Genomic DNA, 21,863 nt, shown 5'->3' with positions numbered 1-21,863 from the left:
TCGAATGTATTCGGGCGTACCGGCAACGCGGCGAGGGGTGTAGCTGTCCTCGTGCGCCCGCCAGGGACGACGGGACAGCCCTCAGTGGTTTCGGCCTTCGAAGTCACGCCGCACAGCGGCCCCCTCGTCCTCAACCAGCCCGTACCGGTCCGACAACTCCAGCACCTGCCCGCAGTGCTCACACAACTCCCCCTCCGCCGCAGGCGTGCCGCACGCCTTACAGAACTTCCGACCCTCCGCCTTCTCCGCCATGACTGACGCCTCCACTTCACCGAACGAGCCGTAGACGCCGCGTACCCCAGGAGGCCTGTTGGAATCCTTGCAGCTCAGCTTCGATCTTCGACTGCGGATCGATCCGGAACTGTCGCGAGCGCGCGGTTCCGCTCCCGGGCGACTTCCACTGCATCCTTTCCGTACCTCGCGACCGGCCAGGTGGTTCGCGGCAGTCGGCGATGCAGTCACGGTTGGCCGGCGTGGCAGCAGTAGGGACGGCAGATCGAGCGAAGTCTCACCCGTCCATCCGCCTGACGGCGGCACTGCACCCGCCCGACGAGGTGGAGGCGTGGACGGCCATCGGGACGCCCATGCCTCCGGGGTGGCCCGGGCGGCGGCGGATCATCCGCCCGGCCCAGGTGCAAGGGTCCCGGTCCGGCGTAAGGATCGGAATGCGCGTGGTGGCCCGGATGTCCCTCCCGGCCGCGGCTGGACCACCACCCGACCGATCCACGGGGGCTCTGGGAGGCATGCATGCCGTCGACAATTCGGAGCGCGGCGATCCCGTTGGGACCGGTCACTTCTCTGAACCAAGGCTTGCGCGCGTGAGTCTGTGTTTTCACTCCTTCCTGCTGTTACAGATGGCGCAATGTCGACGGAAAGACTTCCTGACAGCAGGGAAGCCGTATTGGTTGAGTTCTCAACGACTTCTGGTGCGTCGTAGGAGAAGTTTTACCCGGTGAAGTCGCTATCCGGGATGTCCCCGTTTCACCGGCAGAGTGCGTTGCTGGTCGATCGGCCTCGTCTTCGTGGACTCGCCATTCAACAGGCGAGGTCTCGGCACCCTTCCGGTGTTCCATGCCGCGTGGGTAGCCGTTCGATCACATAAAGTGCCGACGCGAGATATCTCCCACATGGAGTGTCGATGGATTCAGAGCCATTGAGCCCCGCCAGTTACCGTCCGGCGGGGCTTCTGATCGGCCGCCACAATCCCGTCACGAGGATCCATGGGACCGCCTTCACAGCCTCGGATGCGGCACTCAGGCCCGGTTACCCGACCAGCTGCGTACCCTCGGCGCCGCATCGAACGACACCTACGGCGACCACCCCGGCACCGTGCCCTGATATCCACCGGCGATCTCAGGCCGACTGCCTCAGGCTTGCACCACCTGCTGCACCGTCCAAGACTCCCCGCTGCGCACCGGTGACACCCAGTCCTCGTCCGGCGGCCGCCTCGTCGATCCGAGCCCGCACGACACCCACGGCCTGGTCAGCTCCACCCTGTCCGATATCCGGGACGGGAGCAGCGCACCGTCCCGCGCCCCGGCAACCGTCAGGGCAGCCAGGCCCCCATAGGCGGACGGACACCACCTACGACGGCGTCGCCGGACCTGGCGAGGCCAGGCCCGGCGCGCGCGAATATTCCCCTGCCCCTCGCGATCGACGCCGACGCTCGAACCAGACGATCACACATCGGCGAACGCGGAACTCCGCCTTCAGACACAGGGGACGCAATCTCTCGGAGCTCAAGGTGGCAGGCCTTGAACGACCCTTATTCATACACACCGAAATCCCGCAACCAGCGGGATCGAATAAGCGCCCCGCACCCGGGACAGCGGCGCGCTCAAGCCTGCTCGCGGGCGCAGCGGAGGCATCGTGTGTCACATGTCTCAGACAAAATATCCCCATTTTGGACACATGAGCTCAATACTTATCCGGGTACGAGCAAATCGACGATGTCAGGGAGTCCTCACTCGTCATGCAAACCCTCATACACGCTTGGGACCAGATCTACTCGTCCTGGCGCCAATTGCACTGGTACGGAGTGGCCGTCGGCTCTCTCCTTGGTGTCAAGTTGCTCCTGTCCATCCGCCGACGCCGCAGCCCCGGGCTCACATTCAGGAAAACGAGCCATCGGCTCAACATTCACGGGGTCGTCACGGTGTACAACGAATCCCCCGCGATGCTGAGGCGATGTCTGGAATCGATCCTCGCGCAGACCCTGCCGCCTCAGTCTTTGACGGTCATCGACGACTGCTCCGCCGACCAGTCCGCCGCTGCCCTCATCGGGGAGATGCGCCCGCAGTTCGACAGGGCCGGAATCCGTCTCGGCTTCATCCGGTTCCCTGACAACCGCGGCAAGCGCCACGGACTCGCCGCGGGCTTCCGTGAGGACCCGCTCGCGGACGCGTATCTGTGCATCGACTCCGACACTGTGCTCGACAAGCACGCCGTCGCCGAACTCGCCGAACCCTTCGGGGAGCGCCGTGTCCACTGCGTCACCGGGTTGGTCCTCGCCCACAACCGCGACACCAACCTCCTCACGCGCCTGATCGACATGCGGTACGTCAACGCCTTCCTCGGCGAACGGGTCGCATACTCCCGTCTCGGTTCCGTCCTGTGCGCCTGTGGCTCCCTCGCGATGTACCGGGGATGGGTCATCCGCAAGAATCTCGACGACTTCCTCGACCAGCGGTTCCTCGGGCGCCCCGCGACCTTCGGTGACGACCGGCGCCTGACGTACTACTGCCTCACCGAGGGCAAGTCCCTCATCCAGCCGTGCGCTGTCGGCTACACCGACGTCCCCGAACGTCTCGGGCACTACATCCGCCAGCAGATCCGCTGGGGCAAGTCCTTCATCCGCGAAGGGTTCCTGCTCTTCGCCAAGTTCCGGCTGAGCCGTATGTACTGGTGGCTCAATCTGATCGAGCTCGTCACCTGGGTTGCCTTCACCGCAGCCATGGTCACCGCGCTCGTGGCCATCGCGCTGCACCCGACCGGTTGGGCCCTGCTCGCCAGCTACATCGGCTACATGTGCGTCATGTCGTGGGTACGCTCCATCCACTACCTGCGCGGTGCCGCCATGGTCGGGATCGTCGACCGGGTGCTGACGTTCCTGGCCGCTCCGCTGTACGCGCTGCTCAACATCGCGCTGCTGCTGCCGCTGCGCCTGTGGTCACTGGCGACCCTGCGCCACACCAAATGGGGCACCCGCGCCAAGATCGAGGTCGGCGTGGACGTCGAAGCACCCGAGGGCCGCGTCGGTGCTCCGGCCCCGTCCCTCGCGATCCCGCACCAGGCCGCGAACTCACGGAGCGGACCCGCGTACAGCCCGGACGACGGGGTCGCACTGCCGGCCTTCGATTTTCCCGCCCCCCAGACGCAGGCCGTCCAGTAGGCGCCGCTCGGTTCGGCGCCGGAGCCGTCCGAAGGTCGGCGCATGCGGGAACCCGCATGGCCGGCGTTCCGCTACGGCGATGCGACGGAGAGTGCCGCCGCCTCTCTTCCTGAGCGTTCCGTCAGGTGCGCTCGAGGAAGACGGCTTCGGCCTCCGCCCGCTCCGGTGCCGCTGCCGCCCCTCCACCTCCACTGGGAGCTTCTGTGGGCACTGCCCGCCCTACCGTCCGCCCTGTCCGTCCTGATGACCGGGGGCCTCGACGTCGTGCGTGGAGCATGTTCAAGACGTTGCTTCTGGTGAGCGCCGTGGCCGCCGGTGGCCTCGCGCTCTATCCCGAGTGGCGGGCCGCGCATCAACCGCCCCCACAGCTCACCATCCGGTACAAGGCCGGGAGCCCTGCCACGGCTGCGGTGGCCCAGCCATGGCTGGAAGTTGTCAACACCTCCGACATGAGGGTGCGCCTGTCGGACGTGGCGATTCGCTACTACTTCTCCGGCGACGGGGCTTCCTCGTACACGTTCAACTGCGTCAAGGCCGCTGTCGGCTGCTCGAACATCTCCGGGGAGACCGTCGCGCCGGCTGATCCCACCCCCACCGCAGACCGCTACCTCCAGATCAGCTTCACGAAGGGCGCGGGCAGTCTGGCACCCGGCGCCAAGAGCGGAGCCATCGGACTGCAGCTGTACCGCCCCGACGGCAGGAAGCTGGACCAGCTGGACGACCGTTCGTTCAACGCCGCTGACACCACCTTTCAGGCGTCGAGGACGGTGACCGCATACCTGCGCGGTGCGCACGTCTGGGGGGACGAGCCCACCGGCCACGCCGGCTCCACCGGCCCTACCGGCTCCACCGGCCACGCTGCTGCGTCCGCACGGGACTCGTCCGTTCCCCGCCCGAAGCCTGCCCACCCGCGCGGAATCGTGTTCGACGACTTCCATTACAGCGGCCCCGACGATCCCGCGCTCCACGCGCACGGCTGGCTGGTCCGTACCAGCCCGGGTGGGCCCGGGATCCACGACACATGGTCGGCCGCAGGCGTCAGTTTCCCGGCCGAGAAGACCGCTGCGGGCGGCCAGGTCCTGCAACTGCGGGCCAGCACCGACGGGACGAAGGCGAGCACCAAGCAGGCCGAGGTGCAGAGCAGCGGCACCCACTTCCTGACGGGGACCTACGCCGCCCGGATCTACTTCAACGACAAGCCCACGAGTGGTCGCAACGGCGACCACGTCAACGAGTCCTTCTACACGATCTCGCCCAACAACTCTCGCTACAGCGAACTCGACAACGAGTACATGCCGAACGGGGGCTGGGGTGCGCCGGGTCCCAAGCTCGACACCACGAGCTGGTACAGCGCCGACACCGGGGACCGGGTCACGCACAAACTGGTCTCCAGCCTTCAGGGCTGGCACACCATGATGATCACGGCCGTGGACGGCGTGGCCACCTACTCGGTGGACGGCCACAAACTGTTCAGCAGTGGCGGCAGATACTTCCCACGCCAGAACATGTCCATCAACTTCAACACCTGGTTCGTGGACCTTCCCTTCACCGGTCCGCGCTCCTGGGACATGCAGGTCAACTGGTTCTACTACAAGGCCGGCAAGGCTCAGTCCCTGGAGGATGTGCAGAAGGCTGTGAAGGGCCTCTACGGCAGCGGCACCCACTACATCAACACCGCCCCCAAACACTGAGCCTGTCGCACTGCGCGACTGTCGGGTTACTCCGAAGTCCTGGGCCGGGCCCGCGCCTGGCGCCGGACCGGCGCGGCCCGCGAGCGCAAGACTGACCGCGACCGGCATCGCACGCGGCGCTCGGTCCACCGACCGTGCCGCCGCGTCGTCCACGGCAGCTTCGCGACGATGTCCGCCATTCGCGCGGAACACACGCGAACTATCACAAAACGCGCATCTCTCCCGGAATTGCCGCAGGCAGGCTCTGGCGCCGATTCGTGGGTGGCAACCTTGTCGGGCAGCAGCCGGCCACTCCGGACGTGGCGAGCAGACGAGTCTGGCCGCCCCTGCGACCGGGCGGCGTAGTCGCACTGTCCGGCCAGGTGCGTCACTCATTTCGGCGGTGGGCTCCCGGTGCGATCCTCGTCGGGCCGAGGATCTGCTGCGTGCCGGCCCGCGTCACCCCGACCGAGCCAACTGAAGGTGCACCGCCGCGGTGGTCCGCGCGGTGTCCCCGGTGGCGAGCAGGTCCAGCAGCGCCCCCCGCAAGGCTGCGAGGACAAGGGTGCGCTGCGCGAGCCCGGCCTCGGTATCGCGGAATTCAGCGGGCTGCCCGGAGGCGAGCAGCGCCAGCCAGTCGCCGACCGTATCGCGGGCGAACCCGGCCCACGGCCCGTCCGGTTCGATGAGGGAGCGGGCGTAGCTTTCGACCCACAGCGTCAGCAGGCCGCGGTGGGCGACGTCGGACAGCCACCGCCACAGTTCACGGGCGACCGATTGCAGCCCCCCGGGCCCGTCCTGGGAGTCGGCGATCTCCCTGATGACGGTCAGCTCGTCGGCTCTGGCCCGCGTGAGCAGGGCGCGGATCAGACCGTCCTTGCTGCCGAAGAGGTAGAGCAGCACGCGTGGGCTGGACCGGATCTCCTCGGCGAGCGGGCGCAGGGACAGGTCGGTGAGGCCGCTGCGCAGGGCGTGGGCGTACGCGGCTTCCAGCAGCTCCTGCCGCCGGGGGGAGGGGTTTGTCTCGGATCGGGGCACCGGACTAGTCTACTGAAACAGTCGTTTCAGTGATGCGGGAGTAGTGAGAACTTCATGGAGGAGCGTCAGGTGGCTATTCGTCCGCTGGACCGGCCCGGGGACCTGGGCTGGGTGGTGATGGCGCACGGCGCGCTCTACGACCACGAGTTCGGCTGGGACACCAGCTTCGAGGCGCTCGTAGCCCGGATCGTCGCCGACTACGCCGAGCAGAAGGACCCCGGACCGCAGGCGGCATGGATCGCCGAGGTCGACGGAGTGCGGGCCGGCTGCGTCTTCTGCGTACGCGGCGACGACCGAACCGCGAAGCTGCGCCTTCTGCTCGTCGATCCCGCGATGCGCGGGCTCGGCCTGGGTGCCCGCCTGGTCGAGGAGTGCCTGCGGTTCGCACGGGAGGCCGGGTACGAGTCGATCACCCTGTGGACCAACGATGTACTCGGCTCGGCCCGGCGCATCTACCAGAAACAGGGGTTCGAGCTCGTCGCCGAAGAGCCTCATCGCAGCTTTGGACACGACCTCGTCGGCCAGACCTGGCAGCGCCGCCTCTAGTGGAACCACCGGGGCCGACACCGTGTCCGCCCGGCGACTCCGAATCGACGGCCTTTCGCCCTTGCTCGGCCAGGGCAGGGTCCAGCCGCGGTGGGCGGCACCAGCCGCTGCCGAACGCACATGTCAGGCGACGCCAATACCTGGGTGCGCGCTGACGGCCGATGGTGGGAGACTCGCAGCATGCCGATCGCCGAAGCCTCGCCCGAAGTGTCCATCGAGTACGAGACTTTCGGCGATCCCTCCGATCCGGCTGTCCTGCTCGTGATGGGTTTCAGCGCTCAGATGATCGCCTGGCACGAAGACTTCTGCCGTGCACTGGCCGAGCGTGGACGCTACGTGATCCGATACGACAACCGCGACTGCGGGCTGTCCACCAAGTTCGACGATCACCCCGTCGACATGGGCCGGTTCATCAGCACTGTGAGCTCGGGGGACATCTCGTCCGCCCTCGCGATGGTGCCCTACACACTGCAGGACATGGCCGACGACGGCCTCGGGTTGCTCACCGCACTCGGAATCGAACGAGCTCACGTGGTCGGATCCTCGATGGGCGGCATGATCGCCCAGACGATGGCCATCCACCAGCCGGCGCGAGTGCTGACCCTGACGTCGATGATGTCCTCGACCGGCGAAACCGAATACGGCCGGCCCAGCGCCGAGGCCCAAGCAGTGATCTCCAGCCCGAAGCCGCCAGATCGCGAGGGATACATCGCAGCGGCGGAAAGGGAACTGGTGTGGGCCTCCAAGCGATTCGGCAGCCCCGCACTCCTTCGTGAGCTGGCTGCCGAAAGCTACGACCGCGCGTACTACCCGGCCGGAGTCGGGCGGCAACTCGGTGCGATGATCCTCGGGGGCTCACGCGCTGATGCACTCCGCGAGCTTCCGGTGCCGACCTTGGTGATTCATGGTCTGGATGACACGCTGATCGATCCCAGCGGCGGGAAGCGCACCGCCGACCTGGTGCCCGGAGCGAAGCTCCTGCTGCTCCCCGGCATGGGGCACGACCGTCCCCGCGAACTCTGGCTCGAGATCATCGACGCCTTGGACGCGCACACGCGCTGATCGCTCCCACTCGCAGGCCGAGGCGGCGTATCCACCGTCCGGACCGCGCCGCCGTCGCCATCGCGAGCCGGCAACCCCGCACTGCCAGTGGGGGCGGTCCGTCCGCTGGACCTTGTTCCTTGTGGCGGAACGTCAGATGGACTTCAGCCGCCTGCGCAGGAGACAGAACTCGTTGCCCTCGGGGTCGGCCAGGACATGCCAGCTCTCTTCTCCGGTCTGACCGACGTCGACGGGCACGGCGCCCAGTGCGAGCAACCTGGCCAGCTCTGCGTTCTGATCGCGGTCGGTGGCGTTGACATCGATGTGCAGCGGGAGCTTCCCGATCCGGGGGCTGCGGCCCGCGTTGAGGACGAGAGTCGGCTGTGCTCCGCCGAATCCGGCGCCGGGCGGACCGATCTGGATACTGCCGTCACTTTCTCGGTCCAGCTCGACGTAGCCGAGGACATCGCACCAAAATGCGGCCAGTCGGCCAGGGTCCTCCGCGTCGATGACGAGTTCGCTGATTCGGCATGCCATGCCGCGAGCATAGGTGCACCGACCCGGCCCCGTCCCCGTCGGAGCGGCACAAGCACTGCTCCCCCGCCCGATGAGTTTCTCCCATCCCATGGCGCGTCACATCGACCTGCCGGAATCCGGGTTGGGTCGGCAGTGGGGCGATCCCGCGTAAGAACTCCCCAGCGCAGCGGTGAGGACCTTGGCGTCGAGTTCGTCCGAGAGGTTGAGCAGACCGGTGGAGCGCAGGCTACGGGGCGGGCTGTCGACGGGGGCGAGGCCGTCGCAGACGTGAGCGGCGTCGGCGGTCCGGGTGAGCGGGGTTACGAGCAGGTGGGGGTTGCCCGAGCCGAGTGCGCGTGATCAAGATTCCCGCCTCTGCCGGCGACCTTGTGATGCCACACGGCGATCTCGCCGTACGGGTGAATAATCGTTCCGGTTTGTTCTTCTCTGTCCGATACGCGTAAATTCTTGTCATGCTGCCCGCGAACTGTTTGCTCTCGGCTCGCAGTTGAGCGACAACGCGACCCGTCATCATCGGCTGGGAGGACCCCGCCCACATGTCCGGAACCGTCGACCGGTGGACCACCACACTGCGGAGAGCTTGGAGGGCCGGCACGCTGTGGCCGTGGTGCCTGGCGGCCATCGCGGCAGCCTGCGGCTACGCCGTCGCCACCGTCTTTCACCCCGGGTACCTCAGCGCGGACAGCAACACCCAGCTGTGGCAGGCGCTGGGGGACGAGCCGATGAACGACTGGCATCCGCCGGTGATGGCGCTGCTGTGGCGGATCATCATCCGGATCACGGGGGACTTCTCGACCATGGCCGCCCTGCAGGCCGCCGTGCTTTGGGGGACGCTCTGGGTCCTCGCCCGGCTGGGGTGGAAGAAGACCGGCAGCCGTGGGCTGTCCCTCGCGGTGCTGGCCGTCGGCTTCGCGCCGCACATCATGAACCTCACGGGAGTGGTGTGGAAAGACGTGCACATGGCGTACGCGCTCCTCGCAGTCTTCGCGATCGCGCTCACCGTGCGTGACCTTCCAGAGGGCCGGGCCAGGACCCGCTGGGCCCTGCTGGTGCTGGGTGTGCTGTTTCTCGCGTACGCCGCCCTGGTACGGAAGAACGGAATCCCCGCCGCGATCCCGGTCTTCGCCCTGCTGGTCCTCGCGGCGTGGCCCGCCCCGGGCCGACGCCGCTGGCTGGCCGCCACCGGTGTCTTCGTCGCGGTCGTGATCGCCGGCAGCGCCGGTGTCTCCGCGGCCACCGCACCGTTGGCCACCCGCGTGTACGCAGTGATCCCGGTGGACGATCTCGTCCACGTGCTCACCCCGGCCCAGGTGCGCACCGCCGCCGAACAGGCAGGCGCGAGCGCGGACCTGCGTGACCGCCTGGTCACCACCGCCGTCAACTGCCAGAAGCGGCACATCGCCTCCGACGCGTACCTGCAGTGCTACCCGCGCAGCCGGCCATTCGACGTGACGTATCTGAATCACCGCGCGGACGTCATCGTCCGGATGTGGACGCAGCAGATGCCTCGGCATTGGAAGGGCTACGTCGAGTATCGGGTCCGGGTCTTCACCAAGCTGCTCTTCCAGAGCAACCAGGTCTTCTGGAACGGCACCTACGTCAATGCCGACGCCCGACTACACCCCGTTGTGCAGAAGGAGCCGCTCAACGACACCCTGAGATCGGCTCTGCAGAACTATGTGACCGGTTTCGCCCGCGACCTGCCGATGCTCTTCCAGGGCTGGTTCTGGCTGGCCGTCTCGCTGGTACTTGTGCTGCGTCGCCGGTGGACCGGCCCTTACTCCCGGGAACTCCGGCTCCTGGGGGCCAGTTCCCTCCTGTACATCCTCGCCTACCTGCCCACGGCGCCCGAGTCCAACTACCGTTACGTGTACTGGCCCGCGCTCTCCGGCACCGTCGCACTCGCACTGATCGCGATCGCCTTCGTGGCGCGTCGCCGCACGGCGGCCGACGGCCCCATCGGTGAACCGGACGCCCACCACACCGTGCCGTCGGCCGGCCGGGCCCCCGAATCCGCCCCCGCAGGACCGCGCGAGGACGCCGGCGTCGCCATGTGACCGGCATTCGGTCCGGGCCTTCAACGCTTTCCGGTGCTCAGAGAGTGCTCTGTCCTGGCGGAAATGTTTGGCAATGCAGTGCCGCCATGGATGATGACGAGGTGTTGATCCAGGTAGAAGCAGTGCGACAGGTTCCCGGAAGGCCAGCGACAGTTCGGGTGCGCTCGGAGGTGGGTGACGCCGCGGCGTTCTGGTGCGGCGACCCGACGGAAGTGGGCTGCGAGCATCATGTGGAGTGGACTGTCGATGAAACCGTGGCCTGGGACGGCAACACGCGGCCGGCCGATTCGTCCTCACCCAAGTTGGCTGAGGACGGAAGGCATATTGCCTTCCGGGGCCGACTGACTCTCACGGGTGATGGTGGGGCCGTGCTGGAAGTAGCCGGCACCCAAATCCTGTTCGACCTCGCCGATCCGCTGCCACCGGCTGCAAGCGATGGAACGTGGGTCGAGGTCCGTGTGGAGCGGAACAGCGTCAGTCTCTGGCCCTACGTGTTGTGAGTCGCAGGAGTCCGGCTCTGCCGCCGTTCAACTGTCCTGCCGGTTGTAGGTGATTCGCGGGTGAGTCTCGGCTCATCGGGTCGGCAGCCGGTCCAGTTCGCTGCCGATCGCATCCCGCAGCACGTCATGCTGCGGACCGAGCCTGAACTGCTCGTCACTCCACCACTCACGCGGATAGAGCCACACCGGAGCACCCACCGCCTCGGCCGGCTCCCACTCGAACCGCGGCCAGACATGCGCATGCAAGAACGGGTCCGTGTTCCCCAGGATCTCCAGGTTGACCCGTCGGAAAGCCGGGTCCAGCCGCCGACAGGCACGCTCGACCGCCTCGCCGAGCTGGTCCATGTCAGACAGGAAGGACAGCCGCTTCGCCCTCGGCAGGTCCGACAGGCGCTGCACACCCGGTTCGTCCACGAGCAGAACCGAGTAGCCCGGCAGGAACTGAACGTCCCCGATCACCGCGAACCCAGATGTCAGCCGTCGCAGCACGGTCGGGTTCTCGCCCCTCAGCGCAGTCCCGATCCGGTCCATCCGCCAGTCACCGTTCATGGCCAAAACCTACATTCTGGTGATCAAGGACCGCTCTTCGATCCCCATCCTCCTCACACAGTTCAAAGACCAAGCAAGTGGGGAGAGGAGCGGCCCCGGCCGTTTTCGAAGATCCCCATCACCGCGTACTGGTCGTAGAACTCGATGTCCCGGTTCCCAGCGGAATTGATTCGTACCGGACATGGATGCCGGTGGCCAAGGGCGTCACCTCCGTGGCAAGGCAAGGCTGGGAGATGAAGTACCGGGCGTTCTCCCAGAGTTGACGAAGGTAGGGTCATGGGCATGCCTATGGGATACGTGGTGACGACCGCGCTCTTGACCTGGTGCACCTTCTTCGCCGTTGTCGCACCGCGCCGGCCCCGGCCGCTGGCAACACTGAGCTTCTGGTTCGGCATGGTCCTCAACGAGGTGCCATTCCTGGGCATGCTCGCCGTGGTGACCTCCACGGCCTTGGCCGCCGGCCAAGGCGACCTGGAGTCACCGGCCAGCAAGGTGACGGCCGCGGTGGCCCTCGCCACCATCCCCGGGATGGCCGTGTCCGCCTGGCGGGGCCTGCGAACGGACCAGGTGGTCGGGCGCGCCCTTGAGGAGGGGCTGGGGGCCGACTGGCGGGATCGTGTGCACGTACCGCTGCGCCGCCACCGGCCCTGGGCGCGCATCCTGCTGCTGTCGCGCTTGATGCGGCGGCGCCATGTGCAGCGGATCCCCAACATCAGCTACGGGGACGCCGGCCGCCGGAATCTGCTCGACATCTACCGCCGCCGCGACACACCGCAGAGCGGGCCGGTCCTGATCTACTTCCACGGCGGCCACTACACCAGCGGAGCGAAGAGCCGTGAGGCACGGCCCCTGCTCTACCGGCTCGCCGATCAGGGATGGGTGTGCATCAGCGCCAACTACCGGCTGCGGCCCCAGACCGATTTTCCCGGCCACCAGATCGACGCCAAGAAGGTCATCGCCTGGGCCCGCGAGCACGCCTCCGAGTACGGCGCCGATCCGTCGAGGCTGTTCGTGGCGGGCAGCTCCGCCGGCTCCAACCTGGCCGCCCATTGCGCGCTCACGCCGAACGACCCGGTGTATCAGCCCGGATTCGAGTCGGCCGACACCTCGGTCACCGCGGCGATCTGCCTGTATGGCTACTACGGCCACTTCTTCGGTGAAGAGCCCGACGCCACGCCGTCGCCGAACCAACCGTACGCGTACCTCAACCCCGGTGCGCCACCGATCCTCATCGCGCACGGCACCAAGGACGCGCTGGCGACGGTCGAGGGCACCCGGTACTTCGTCGACCGGCTGCGCCGCGTCTCGGACAGCGCCGTTGTCTACGCCGAACTGCCCGGCGCACAGCACGCGTTCGACCTGTTCCACTCCGCGCGCTTCGAAGCCGTCGTGGACGGCGTCGAAGCCTTCGCCGCCTGGGTCCTGGCTGCTCCGCAGCCCACTCCCGACTCAGCCCGATAGATCCGGCCAGCCGGCCACCGGACGGACCGGCGCGTCCGCCGTCCGGACGGAGTGGTAGCAGCAGGCCGAGGGCATCAAGCCCACCCCCGGCGTCGTGTGCGCGCCCCCTCGCACAACGCCGGGCGGAACAGGTCTGCACGGTCTCCCGAACACGGGCAGAGACTTGGCGCCGCCGCCGTTTCAGCGCGGGCGGGCGAAGGTCAGCGCACCTGGGCCGGCAGCGTCAGCCGATCCGCGGGTGTTGCGTTCCGTCGATACGGGAGGAGCATGGAGACAGGGACATTCCGGAGTCGGGAGTAGCCACGCACCGATCGGGAGACATGCCCATGGGCTCCAGGATGACTGCAGCACACTCATACGATGCGGTCGTGATCGGCGGCGGTCACAACGGGCTCGTGGCAGCCTTGTACCTCGCTCGGGCGGGGTGGTCGGTGGCGGTGCTGGAGCGTAACGCCACGGTGGGTGGTGCCATCGCGAGCGGTGAGGTCACATTGCCGGGGTTCATGCACGACCTGTACTCCACCAACCAAAACCTCTTCCTCGGATCCCAGACGTACGCGGACTTCGGTTCCGACCTGTCACGCCATGGACTGCGGTTCCGCACTACTGACCATCCCTATGCCAACGTCTTCCCGGACGGGTCGAGCGTGCGTGTCCATTCCGACTACGAGCGCACCATCGGGGAACTTGCGGAACACAACCCCGGGGACGCCGAAGGTTTCGCCGGCCTCTATCAGCAGTACAAACAATTCGCGCCGTACCTGTTCGGCCTCTACGGAAGTGCAGTGCCGTCGAGCGCGGCAGTTCGGCAGGTTCTCAGCCTCCTGCGTCACCATGGCCTGCGTGGTGCGAGACAACTCACGCACACGCTGCTGATGAGTACGAGGGAGCTGGGCAGGGCCTGGTTCACCACCCGTGAGGCGCGGGCCATGGCGGCCTGCTGGGGCATGCACCTGGATTTCGGTCCGGACGTGGCCGGCGGCGCGATGTTCCCGCTCCTGGAGATGTTCGCCGACATGGAAAATGGCATGTCCGTCGTCGAAGGGGGCGCGCAGCGACTGCCTCAAGCGCTCGCCGAGGTTCTGGCGGAGCACGGCGGCGAGGTCCGCACCAGTGCCGAGGTGGACCGCGTCCTGTGCTCGAACGGCCGGGCTGTCGGTGTGCGCTGCGCCGACGGCGACACACTGACAGCGCGTCGCGCCGTGATTGCGAACGTCGGGCCCCCGGCCCTGTACCAGCGGCTGCTGGAACCCGATCAGGTACCTGCGCAGATGCGCCGAAAATCGCGCGGATACCTGTACGGCCCCGGCACCATGATGCTGCACCTTGCACTTGACGGGCCATTGCCGTGGGCGGCGGGAAGTGAGCTCGCCGGCTTCGGGTACGTGCACGTGGCACCGTACGTCGATGATCTGGCCCGTACCTATACCGATTCCCAGGCCGGGCTCCTGCCCGTGGAGCCACTACTCATCGTGGGACAGACTTCCGCGATCGACCCGACTCGGGCCCCGGCAGGCCGCCACGTCGTGTGGATCCAGATCCGTACGATGCCCTCGGTTGTCCGCGGCGATGCGGCAGGGGCCATCCGGCACACCAGTTGGCCTGAAGCGGTCGAACCGATGACGGACCGGGTGTTGACCAAGTTGGAGCACTACGCGCCCGGCAGCCGGGCACGGATTGTCCACGCCACCGCATACACCCCCCCAGGACCTTGAATCGGCCGATCCGAACCTTGTCGGCGGTGACAGTGTCGCCGGCAGCCACCACCTTTCCCAGAACTTTATCTTTCGGCCGATGTCTGGACACAGCGGCTACCGCACGGCGGTCCCCGGCTTGTACCTGACCGGTGCGGCGACATGGCCCGGCGCGGGCAACAACGCCACATCGGGTCGGCTCACGGCCCGCCAGGTACTCAATGATGTCCGTCTGCGCGGTTGGACATCGCGTTCAACGCGATTCCGGCAGACAGCCGGCCCCTGACCTATGTACGCGGCTTGGGAGGCCCGTAGGGCTCCCTGGACCTTTCGAAGAGCGACACGCCATCCTGAGCGCGAGCGATCAGACGTTCGTGCCAGGCTGTCCGAGAGCACCGATGTCCGGGGACCTCATTTTCACGGTGAACCGATCACGAACCCTCAGCTGTGCGCGGCGGTGAGCCGGCCAGCGTCGAGGCGTCTTCGTACCGGACCTCGTAGACGCGCTCGGCGAACTTCCAGCCGTCGCCGGTGCGCTGATAACGGTCATGATAGATGGCGTAGTTCAAGCCGCCGCGGCCGTCGCGGCCACGCCCGACCTCCGACATGTACGCGCGGCCGAACGCGGTGTCGCCGTCAAGTCGGATCACGCCCGGGTGCGTGTTCTGCACAAGAAAGTCCACGACATCCGGCACCCGCCTCCCCCAGGCACGGATCGGCTCCTGCCCTGCGAGTTCAACGGGGATGTTGGGCATCCGCCATACGCCGTCCGGTGTGAACAGCAACGCGATACGGTCGTAGTCGCGCATCATCACCGCGTCGGTGAACTCACCCCGCAGCGCCTCGATCTCGACGCGATCCGCGATGGCCTGAAAGTCACTCATCGATTGCCTCCCTAGCGCCTTGAACTCCGCGCACGAACGACACCGGGCCTCCACGGGATGGAAGCCGCCACCATGGCGGTACATCCGGTCCCGCCAAGCGTCCCTGGCTCCGACTCGCTTGATGGCGCGTTCGTCTCAGGAGTACGACGCCACGGCCCTCCGGAATGTGACACGGCCCCGCTCGGAACGCACCGCGATGAGGATCCGCTCGCACGAACGAGAACGAATGAGAATCCGACTGCTTCCATGCGCCGGGACATGCGCTGCCTGTCGAACTGCTTCTGGGCGGCAGCGGTTCGCTGACCTGCGGAGGTGTCTGGTGGTTTGAGGACGCAGGAGGCCGGTGTTCTCAAACCATCCGGGCTTCGGAAGTCGCGTTCGCGGTGGGGCGAGAAGCCACTTCGGCAGGACAGCCTTGTCACGACATTTGCACTGGTCGGCTGAGCGTCGTCCTCAGGTTGCCGCTTCGGGGGCCCCTCGCGCATCCACGCGGTCCATGTCGCGCCACTCGGGCCGCAGCCCGGTGAGGTTCGTGGTGAGGAAGTATGCGGCTCCGCCGACGAGGAGCACCGGCACGAGTCCGACGGAGGCCACCGCGGCCCCAGCGATCAGTCCGCCGAGAGGGATACCGGCCCAGGCCAGCGAGTCTCCGAGCGCGCTGACCCGGCCCAGCATCCGAGTCGGCACCCGTTCGAAGAGGATGGCCCCCAGCACGGGGTTGAGGAAGCCCGCCCCGAATCCACTGACGGCGAACACGGCCAGGACCGCTCCCATCGGCGCGTGGGAGGCAAGGACCAGGAATCGCGGTGCCCCGGCCAACAGGAATCCGATGAAGAACACCACTCGGCGCCGCAGTCGGTGCGCAGCCATCGCGGCGATCAGGCTCCCACCGACCGCAGCGGCTCCCAGCACGCTGCCTGCCAGGCCGATGGCGGTCGGCCCGTTGCCGGACTCTCGGGCCCAGACGGGCATGAGCACCGCGGCGAAAGCTGCGTCCAGCAGGTTGGTGATCGCGACCATGACGATGACAGTGAGCAGCAACGGCTCTTTGCGCAGGAAGGTGAAGCCCTCGCCGAATCGTCGCCAGTAGCCCGGTTCCGTCCCGGCCTGCGAGGGGGTTCCTTCGGCTGCATGCCCCATGCCGCGTGGCAGCGCCAGTCCGACGATCACGGATCCGAGAGCGAAGCAACCGGCGTTGACGACCAGGCCTGTCAGGGGGCCGAGCAGCGCCACCAGGGAACCGCCGGCCGCCGGGCCGACGGTGGAAGCGAGCCGCTCGGTCACACCGGTCAGACCAGTGGCCCGTTCCAGCGGCACCCGGCCGCGCTCGGCGGCCTCCGGGACCATGACCTCCTTGGCGAGGTCACCAGGCCCGCGGGCCGCGCCGATCAGCGCGACCAGGATCAGCAGGAACGGAAAGGACAACAGGTTCAGGGCATGCAGGACGGGAACCGCAGCGGCAGCGGCAGCGCTGGCCAGATCGGTTGTCCAGGAGATGGCCCGCGGGCCGATCCGGTCCACCAGCGGCCCGGTGAACGCCTTGACCACCACGTAGGGAGTCATCTCGCAGAAGGCGACCAGGCCGGTCTGGGCGGCGCTGCCGGTCGTGACGAGCACGAACCAGGGCAGGGCAACAGCCGAGACCCGAGTGCCCGTCAGTGATACGGCCATGGCTGCCAGCACCCCGCCCAGCGGCCGTAAGGAGCGTTTGCCGGCCGCGTCGTCGGCGCACGGGACGCCCGTCGTCACGACGTCTCCGTCCCTGTTGCTTTCTGAGGGATGGAAGGGTCCGCCGATGCGGCGGGCAGATCCAGCTCGGGCAGCACGTGCGTGATGACATCGACTCGCTCCGCTCCCTCGGGGGCGCTTGCCGCCGCCTCTGGGGTATCCGGTCGGTAGCGGGCGATGACGTCCCTGAACTCCTGGTGCAGGGCAGCGGTCTCCTCGGGCGTGAGCCGCAGAGCCCAGTTGCTCATGTCGAAGTTGTCCCGCCATGCGCGAGGCATCGTCTGGAGCTCGTTGAGCGTCTGCTGCGCGCGAAGTGTGTACGTGGCGGCCACCGACTGCAGGTAGGCCAGTGTGGCCTCGGGTTCCCGCTCGGCCAGATTCGCGTCGTTGAACCACGTCCTTTGGTGCACCGAACGCCACCAACGCTCTCGCGCGTTGCCGCGTTCCGTGTCCTCCTGGACGAACCCTGCAGCGCCGAGTTGGCGCAGGTGGTAGCTGGCCGTACCGGAATTCACGCCCAGCCGTTCCGCGAGGCGGGTGGCCGTCGACGGGCCGTACTTCCGCAGCAGCCCTACCAACTGCACGCGCACCGGGTGCGCCAGGGCGCGCAGCCCCTTGGCATCCAGAACAACCGCTTCTGCTTCGGCGTCGGAGCCATCCGGCCTCTCGCTTGAGTCAGTCATACCGCACACTCTAAACCGCAAACAGTTCTTCGCGAAGACTTATTCGCGAAGAACTGTTTGCGAAGAACCGTCTACTGTCCGGGTGAGGTGCACGGCCAGGTGGCGGCTCGCTGACCCACGGAGGCGCCTGAGCCGGTACGCGGACACGGCTGGGCCCTCCCATGGAAAACGGGTGGCCCCGCGAGCGCCGCCCCGGTTGGCTAATCCCGTGGCCCTCAGCAGCGCACCGCAGGGACCGAACCCACCTGCGCCCTGCCGCTCCGGCGGCCTTCACCGCCAGCACAGCGGCGGACAGCAGCTACGACGGCGCGTGGGAGGCCGGTGGAACCATGGATCACTTCTGCGAAACCAGCGGCAAGCGGCACATCCACCTCGACCCGGACAGCTGCGGCTCTGACACCGGCTGGGTATTCGTCATCGTGGCGGCGCCCACGGGCGTCGTCTACCAGAACCAGAGTGGTGGCCACTCCTGCGCCCAGTACGAGCAGGAGGGGTACTTGGTCCCGCTCTTCGGCTCGGGCCTGGACGAGGAGTTGAAGGAGATCTTCGTCGGCGAGCTGCGCGGGTGGGGCATGCGCGGCCAGGAGTGGACGGTGGAGCTTCTCGACCGGCTCCGGACAGCCGTCAGCTCCTTCGCGGTATACGGCTCCGGCCGCCATGACGAGCTGCATCCGACGGCGCTGGTCCTCGACGAGTCCCGTCTTCCGGAGGCTGCTGAAGCTTGGATCCCTGTCGTCAGTCCCGACGGGCCCGGCGTGCTGGTGTGGGAGAACTCGGACTAAGGCCAGTTGCAAAGCTTCGAGCAAATACAAGCCGACGCCGGAACGAGTCACGGGACCACCCGGTCCGTCCTACTCGACCACCCGGAAACGTTCGGCAACCACGAGCGTGTCATCGTCAAAGACCGCGGTACGCCCCAGGAACTCGCTCACGCCATCGCTCCGGAAGAACTCTTCGTGCGCCGCCCGCCACTGGGCAACGTCGGAGTAGCCGCGCCCCTCGGCACGCGCGAAGTCGTCATCGATGTCCCCCACAGCGACGACGCGCACGTCGACGAGTTCGATCGTGACAGCCGAACGGCCTTCGGAGTCGAGCACCGAGAATCGCTGACCGGTCTGCGGCACCGCCTCACCGGCGTGCTCGTAGATTTCCAGGAGGCCCGTGAGCGCGGTCTTCCGACCGCTCAGGATCGCCGCCACGCCACGGTCACGTTCCGGGCCAGGAAAGGCGAGTTCAAGAGCCGGAAGTTCGTCATGCCCCATCGAGAGAGGATACGAAGCCCGGTCGCGCTGATCAATGGTCATCGCCCCGCTCGCCCCGGACCCTCGCAGCGAGCACTTTCGCAAGCCCTGGTGTTCCGAGTCGGCAGACCCGGAACACCCGTCAGCTGATACCCCCGGCTCAAGCAGCGGGCTGGGAGATGAAGACTCGTTCCAGCAGGGTGTGCAGGGATTCCCGCTCATGATCGCTGAGCGCGTCCAGGCCCTCCTGCGTAGTGCGCATCTTCGCCCGAATCGTGTCGGCGACGCGCTCACCCTCGGCTGTGAGGACGACGTTCTTGATGCGCCGGTCGGAGGGGCTGGGCTCGCGGCGCACCAGATCGCGCTTCTCCAGCCGGTCGATGATCCCGGTCATGTTAGAGGCGTCGCAGGTCAGGGTGTGGGCCAGGGCGCGCATCGCGGCGGGACCCCGGCGCAGAACGGTCAATGCCTTGCCCTGGCTCGCGGTGAGGTTCTCGCTCGCTGCCGCGACCGTGAAGTCGCCGTAATAGGCACCGAGGCACACCGACAGCAGCTCCATGAGCCGTGCCGTATCGACGCGGGCGGTTCCTGTCATGGGAAGCACTTTACCCAGGAAACTTGACAATCTCAAATATCTACATCTACCGTCTTCTCATTGCTTGAAGTTATCAACCATCAATGTCCTCAAGTACCACAAGGAGCACCTGCGTGACCATCACGTCGACTTCGGCCCCCCGCGCGGCCGAAATCCTGTCCCGGCCCGTCACGCTGAACGGCCTGACTGTCCCGAACCGCATCGTGATGGCGCCGATGACGCGCATGTTCTCCCCGGGCGGCGTTCCCGGCGAGGACGTGCGGTCGTACTACGCCCGTCGCGCCGCCGCGGGCGTGGGCCTGATCATCACCGAGGGGACCTACGTCGGCCACGAGTCGGCCGGGCAGAGCGACCGTGTGCCGCGGTTCCACGGTGAGGAGCAGCTGGCGGGATGGGCGAAGGTCGCCGAGGCCGTCCACTCGGCGGGCGGCACGATCGTCCCGCAGCTGTGGCACATCGGCATGGTGCGCAAGCAGGGCGAGGCACCGTACGCCGACGCACCCGCCGTCGGCCCTTCCGGCATCCGCGTCGACGGTACCGAGGGCACCGGTAAGGCCATGACCCGGAGCGACCTGGACGACGTCATCGGCGCTTTCGCCGAGGCTGCCGCGGCCGCCGAGCGCACCGGCTTCGACGGCGTCGAGCTGCACGGCGCCCACGGCTACCTCCTCGACCAGTTCCTGTGGGCGGGGACGAACCGCCGCACCGATGCCTACGGCGGCGACCCGGTGGCCCGTACGAAGTTCGCCGCCGAGATCGTGGCCGCGGTCCGCGAGACCGTCTCACCCGACTTCCCGGTGATCTTCCGCTACTCGCAGTGGAAGCAGGAAGCCTACGACGCAAGGCTCGCCCAGACCCCGGAGGAGCTGGAGGCGATCCTGACCCCGCTCGCCGCGGCCGGCGTCGACGCCTTCCACGCCTCCACCCGCCGCTACTGGCTCCCGGAGTTCGAGGACTCGGATCTGAACCTGGCGGGCTGGACCAAGAAGCTCACCGGCAGGCCCACCATCACCGTCGGCTCGGTCGGCCTCGACGGCGACTTCATCCGCGCGTTCGCGGGCGAGGGCGCCGCGGTGGGCAGCATCGACAACCTGCTCGACCGCATGGAGCGCGACGAGTTCGACCTGGTCGCCGTCGGCCGCGCTCTGCTCCAGGACCCGGAGTGGGCGGCGAAGGTCCTGGCGGGCCGGGTCGAGGACCTGAAGCCGTACGACGCCGCGGCGCTGAAGACGCTGAGCTAGTGCAACGTTGCGCTGATCACGCGAAGGTCTGATCCGGGGTGCGGGGCCGTGGATGGCCGCTCCGAGGGAGAGTTGCCCCGCTGGTGTCGGTGTCTGGGGAGCTACCGTCCTAGCCCCGCCGTTGTCAGCGAACTGCCCTTACCGGAGGGACTGCACGTAGTCGATCTCGCGCGCAGAAGCACGAGGCCGGCAGGACCTGCTCGATGCCGCGGAAGGTATCGAGCAGGTTGTCAGCAGGTGGGAGTCGTCGACCCCGGCCGGACCGTTCCGAACGGCGCTCTGTCGAGCGTTGACGGAAGGCCGTCCGGGGTGGACGCCGCCGGTCATGGGCGAACCGGAACATCCGGGTACCGGCCGGTTCTCGGTCGGCACCGGATGCCGGTGGGGGGAGATCTGCGCCTTCTGAGCACAGCACAACGCTGCCCTGCCGGTGATGACTTGGGCGGTGGGCCGCCGACGTGCTGGTGACGAAACGTCCCGGCACGGACGCGGCCCCTCCAAGTCGAAGGGGTCGACCACCCCTGGCAGCCGCAATGTCGGCGCTGATCTCCGCGGCGGAGTCGCTGGTCCTTCCCGCAGTGACGAAGCAGCCGAAGGTGCTCATCCCGACCCACAGTGGCCGACCGAGCCCCGTCGCCTCCGCGGGGACCGAGATTCCGCCGTAGTCGCTGGTGTCCTGGTTCAGGCCACTCCTGCAGGACGGCCCGAAGCGTTCCACAAGCGCGCGGGTGAGCTGGGCGAAGCGGCGCGCTGAGGCTTCCAGATCGAAGTCTCGAGGACGCTCCGGGCGGTGGGGATCGTCGAACTCGCGCAGAAGCGCCCGGATCTGGTCCGCAGGAAGCACGCGCGTGCCCTTCTCTCGTGCGGTCTTGTGAACCGGCAGGTGTCGGCCCGGCTTCCTGCCCCACCCCCGGCTATCGAATCAAGGACAGAGAACGCCGCGGCGTACAGGCCGATCGGTTCGCCGCGCCTGCACCGACCACTCGCCGGGTCCTGAGTACTTCTAC

18 protein-coding genes are annotated in these 21,863 nt (G+C 67.5%); 10 read left to right on the top strand and 8 right to left on the bottom strand.

Features of this window, described 5'->3' with window-relative positions; genetic code table 11:
• The first annotated feature begins 1,972 nt into the window (after nt 1-1,972).
• Together OG963_RS41580 and OG963_RS41575 are read left to right on the top strand one after the other, a co-directional pair.
• Complete coding sequence (locus tag OG963_RS41580; RefSeq protein WP_371800121.1) at nt 1,973-3,391, top strand: glycosyltransferase; 1,419 nt, start codon at nt 1,973-1,975, stop codon at nt 3,389-3,391.
• 275 nt (nt 3,392-3,666) lie between these two features.
• On the top strand, nt 3,667-5,082 hold the full coding sequence (locus OG963_RS41575; RefSeq protein WP_371800120.1) for a cellulose binding domain-containing protein: 1,416 nt from the start codon (nt 3,667-3,669) through the stop codon (nt 5,080-5,082).
• Nucleotides 5,083-5,520: 438 nt separating this feature from the next.
• On the opposite strand, the gene OG963_RS41570 is transcribed toward OG963_RS41575, so the two are convergent.
• On the bottom strand, nt 5,521-6,099 hold the full coding sequence (locus OG963_RS41570; protein ID WP_371800119.1) for a TetR/AcrR family transcriptional regulator: 579 nt from the start codon (nt 6,097-6,099) through the stop codon (nt 5,521-5,523).
• A 54-nt stretch (nt 6,100-6,153) separates the two neighbouring features.
• On the opposite strand from OG963_RS41570, the gene OG963_RS41565 reads away from it, so the two are divergent.
• Nucleotides 6,154-6,645, top strand: coding sequence for a GNAT family N-acetyltransferase (locus tag OG963_RS41565; protein WP_319740453.1), 492 nt, complete (start codon nt 6,154-6,156; stop codon nt 6,643-6,645).
• Nucleotides 6,646-6,825: 180 nt separating this feature from the next.
• Nucleotides 6,826-7,707, top strand: a complete 882-nt coding sequence (locus OG963_RS41560; RefSeq protein WP_319740452.1) for an alpha/beta hydrolase — start codon at nt 6,826-6,828, stop codon at nt 7,705-7,707.
• 132 nt (nt 7,708-7,839) lie between these two features.
• Here OG963_RS41560 and OG963_RS41555 read toward each other — a convergent pair whose 3' ends face one another.
• Nucleotides 7,840-8,223, bottom strand: a complete 384-nt coding sequence (locus tag OG963_RS41555; RefSeq protein WP_319740451.1) for a VOC family protein — start codon at nt 8,221-8,223, stop codon at nt 7,840-7,842.
• A gap of 536 nt (nt 8,224-8,759) precedes the next feature.
• On the opposite strand from OG963_RS41555, the gene OG963_RS41550 reads away from it, so the two are divergent.
• Together OG963_RS41550 and OG963_RS41545 are read left to right on the top strand one after the other, a co-directional pair.
• On the top strand, nt 8,760-10,280 hold the full coding sequence (locus OG963_RS41550; RefSeq protein WP_319740450.1) for a hypothetical protein: 1,521 nt from the start codon (nt 8,760-8,762) through the stop codon (nt 10,278-10,280).
• A gap of 86 nt (nt 10,281-10,366) precedes the next feature.
• Entirely contained in the window at nt 10,367-10,780 is a 414-nt protein-coding gene (locus OG963_RS41545) for a hypothetical protein (RefSeq protein WP_319740449.1), read from the top strand.
• Nucleotides 10,781-10,852: 72 nt separating this feature from the next.
• Here OG963_RS41545 and OG963_RS41540 read toward each other — a convergent pair whose 3' ends face one another.
• Nucleotides 10,853-11,329 carry a diadenosine tetraphosphate hydrolase gene (locus OG963_RS41540; protein WP_371800118.1) on the bottom strand — a complete coding sequence of 159 codons (477 nt, stop codon included), beginning with the start codon at nt 11,327-11,329 and terminating at the stop codon, nt 10,853-10,855.
• Nucleotides 11,330-11,611: 282 nt separating this feature from the next.
• On the opposite strand from OG963_RS41540, the gene OG963_RS41535 reads away from it, so the two are divergent.
• Together OG963_RS41535 and OG963_RS41530 are read left to right on the top strand one after the other, a co-directional pair.
• Nucleotides 11,612-12,790 carry an alpha/beta hydrolase gene (locus OG963_RS41535; RefSeq protein WP_371800117.1) on the top strand — a complete coding sequence of 393 codons (1,179 nt, stop codon included), beginning with the start codon at nt 11,612-11,614 and terminating at the stop codon, nt 12,788-12,790.
• Nucleotides 12,791-13,110: 320 nt separating this feature from the next.
• Nucleotides 13,111-14,505: a phytoene desaturase family protein gene (locus tag OG963_RS41530; protein WP_371800116.1), complete on the top strand. Its 1,395-nt coding sequence runs from the start codon at nt 13,111-13,113 to the stop codon at nt 14,503-14,505.
• Nucleotides 14,506-14,915: 410 nt separating this feature from the next.
• On the opposite strand, the gene OG963_RS41525 is transcribed toward OG963_RS41530, so the two are convergent.
• The 3 genes from OG963_RS41525 to OG963_RS41515 form a co-directional block, all read right to left on the bottom strand.
• Nucleotides 14,916-15,368: a nuclear transport factor 2 family protein gene (locus tag OG963_RS41525; RefSeq protein WP_030932737.1), complete on the bottom strand. Its 453-nt coding sequence runs from the start codon at nt 15,366-15,368 to the stop codon at nt 14,916-14,918.
• Nucleotides 15,369-15,821: 453 nt separating this feature from the next.
• Nucleotides 15,822-17,117, bottom strand: coding sequence for an MFS transporter (locus OG963_RS41520; RefSeq protein ID WP_319740446.1), 1,296 nt, complete (start codon nt 17,115-17,117; stop codon nt 15,822-15,824).
• Nucleotides 17,114-17,779, bottom strand: coding sequence for a winged helix-turn-helix domain-containing protein (locus OG963_RS41515; RefSeq protein WP_319740445.1), 666 nt, complete (start codon nt 17,777-17,779; stop codon nt 17,114-17,116). The genes OG963_RS41520 and OG963_RS41515 overlap by 4 nt, the downstream gene beginning before the upstream one ends.
• Before the next feature lie 329 nt (nt 17,780-18,108).
• Between OG963_RS41515 and OG963_RS41510 the strand changes: the two genes are divergently transcribed.
• Nucleotides 18,109-18,561 (top strand): DUF6210 family protein, encoded by a 453-nt coding sequence (locus OG963_RS41510; protein ID WP_371800115.1) that lies wholly within the window; start codon nt 18,109-18,111, stop codon nt 18,559-18,561.
• A gap of 69 nt (nt 18,562-18,630) precedes the next feature.
• Here the strand turns inward: OG963_RS41510 and OG963_RS41505 are convergent, their stop codons facing one another.
• Nucleotides 18,631-19,041 (bottom strand): ASCH domain-containing protein, encoded by a 411-nt coding sequence (locus OG963_RS41505; RefSeq protein ID WP_319740443.1) that lies wholly within the window; start codon nt 19,039-19,041, stop codon nt 18,631-18,633.
• A gap of 139 nt (nt 19,042-19,180) precedes the next feature.
• Entirely contained in the window at nt 19,181-19,615 is a 435-nt protein-coding gene (locus tag OG963_RS41500; RefSeq protein WP_319740442.1) for a MarR family transcriptional regulator, read from the bottom strand.
• A gap of 113 nt (nt 19,616-19,728) precedes the next feature.
• Between OG963_RS41500 and OG963_RS41495 the strand changes: the two genes are divergently transcribed.
• Nucleotides 19,729-20,856 (top strand): NADH:flavin oxidoreductase, encoded by a 1,128-nt coding sequence (locus OG963_RS41495; protein ID WP_371800114.1) that lies wholly within the window; start codon nt 19,729-19,731, stop codon nt 20,854-20,856.
• Nucleotides 20,857-21,863: the final 1,007 nt, after the last annotated feature.

The sequence above is a fragment of the Streptomyces sp. NBC_01707 genome (assembly GCF_041438805.1).
GTDB lineage: Bacteria > Actinomycetota > Actinomycetes > Streptomycetales > Streptomycetaceae > Streptomyces.
Note: the sequence above shows the minus strand (reverse complement) of the source record. Positions and strands in the feature narration are given on the sequence as shown.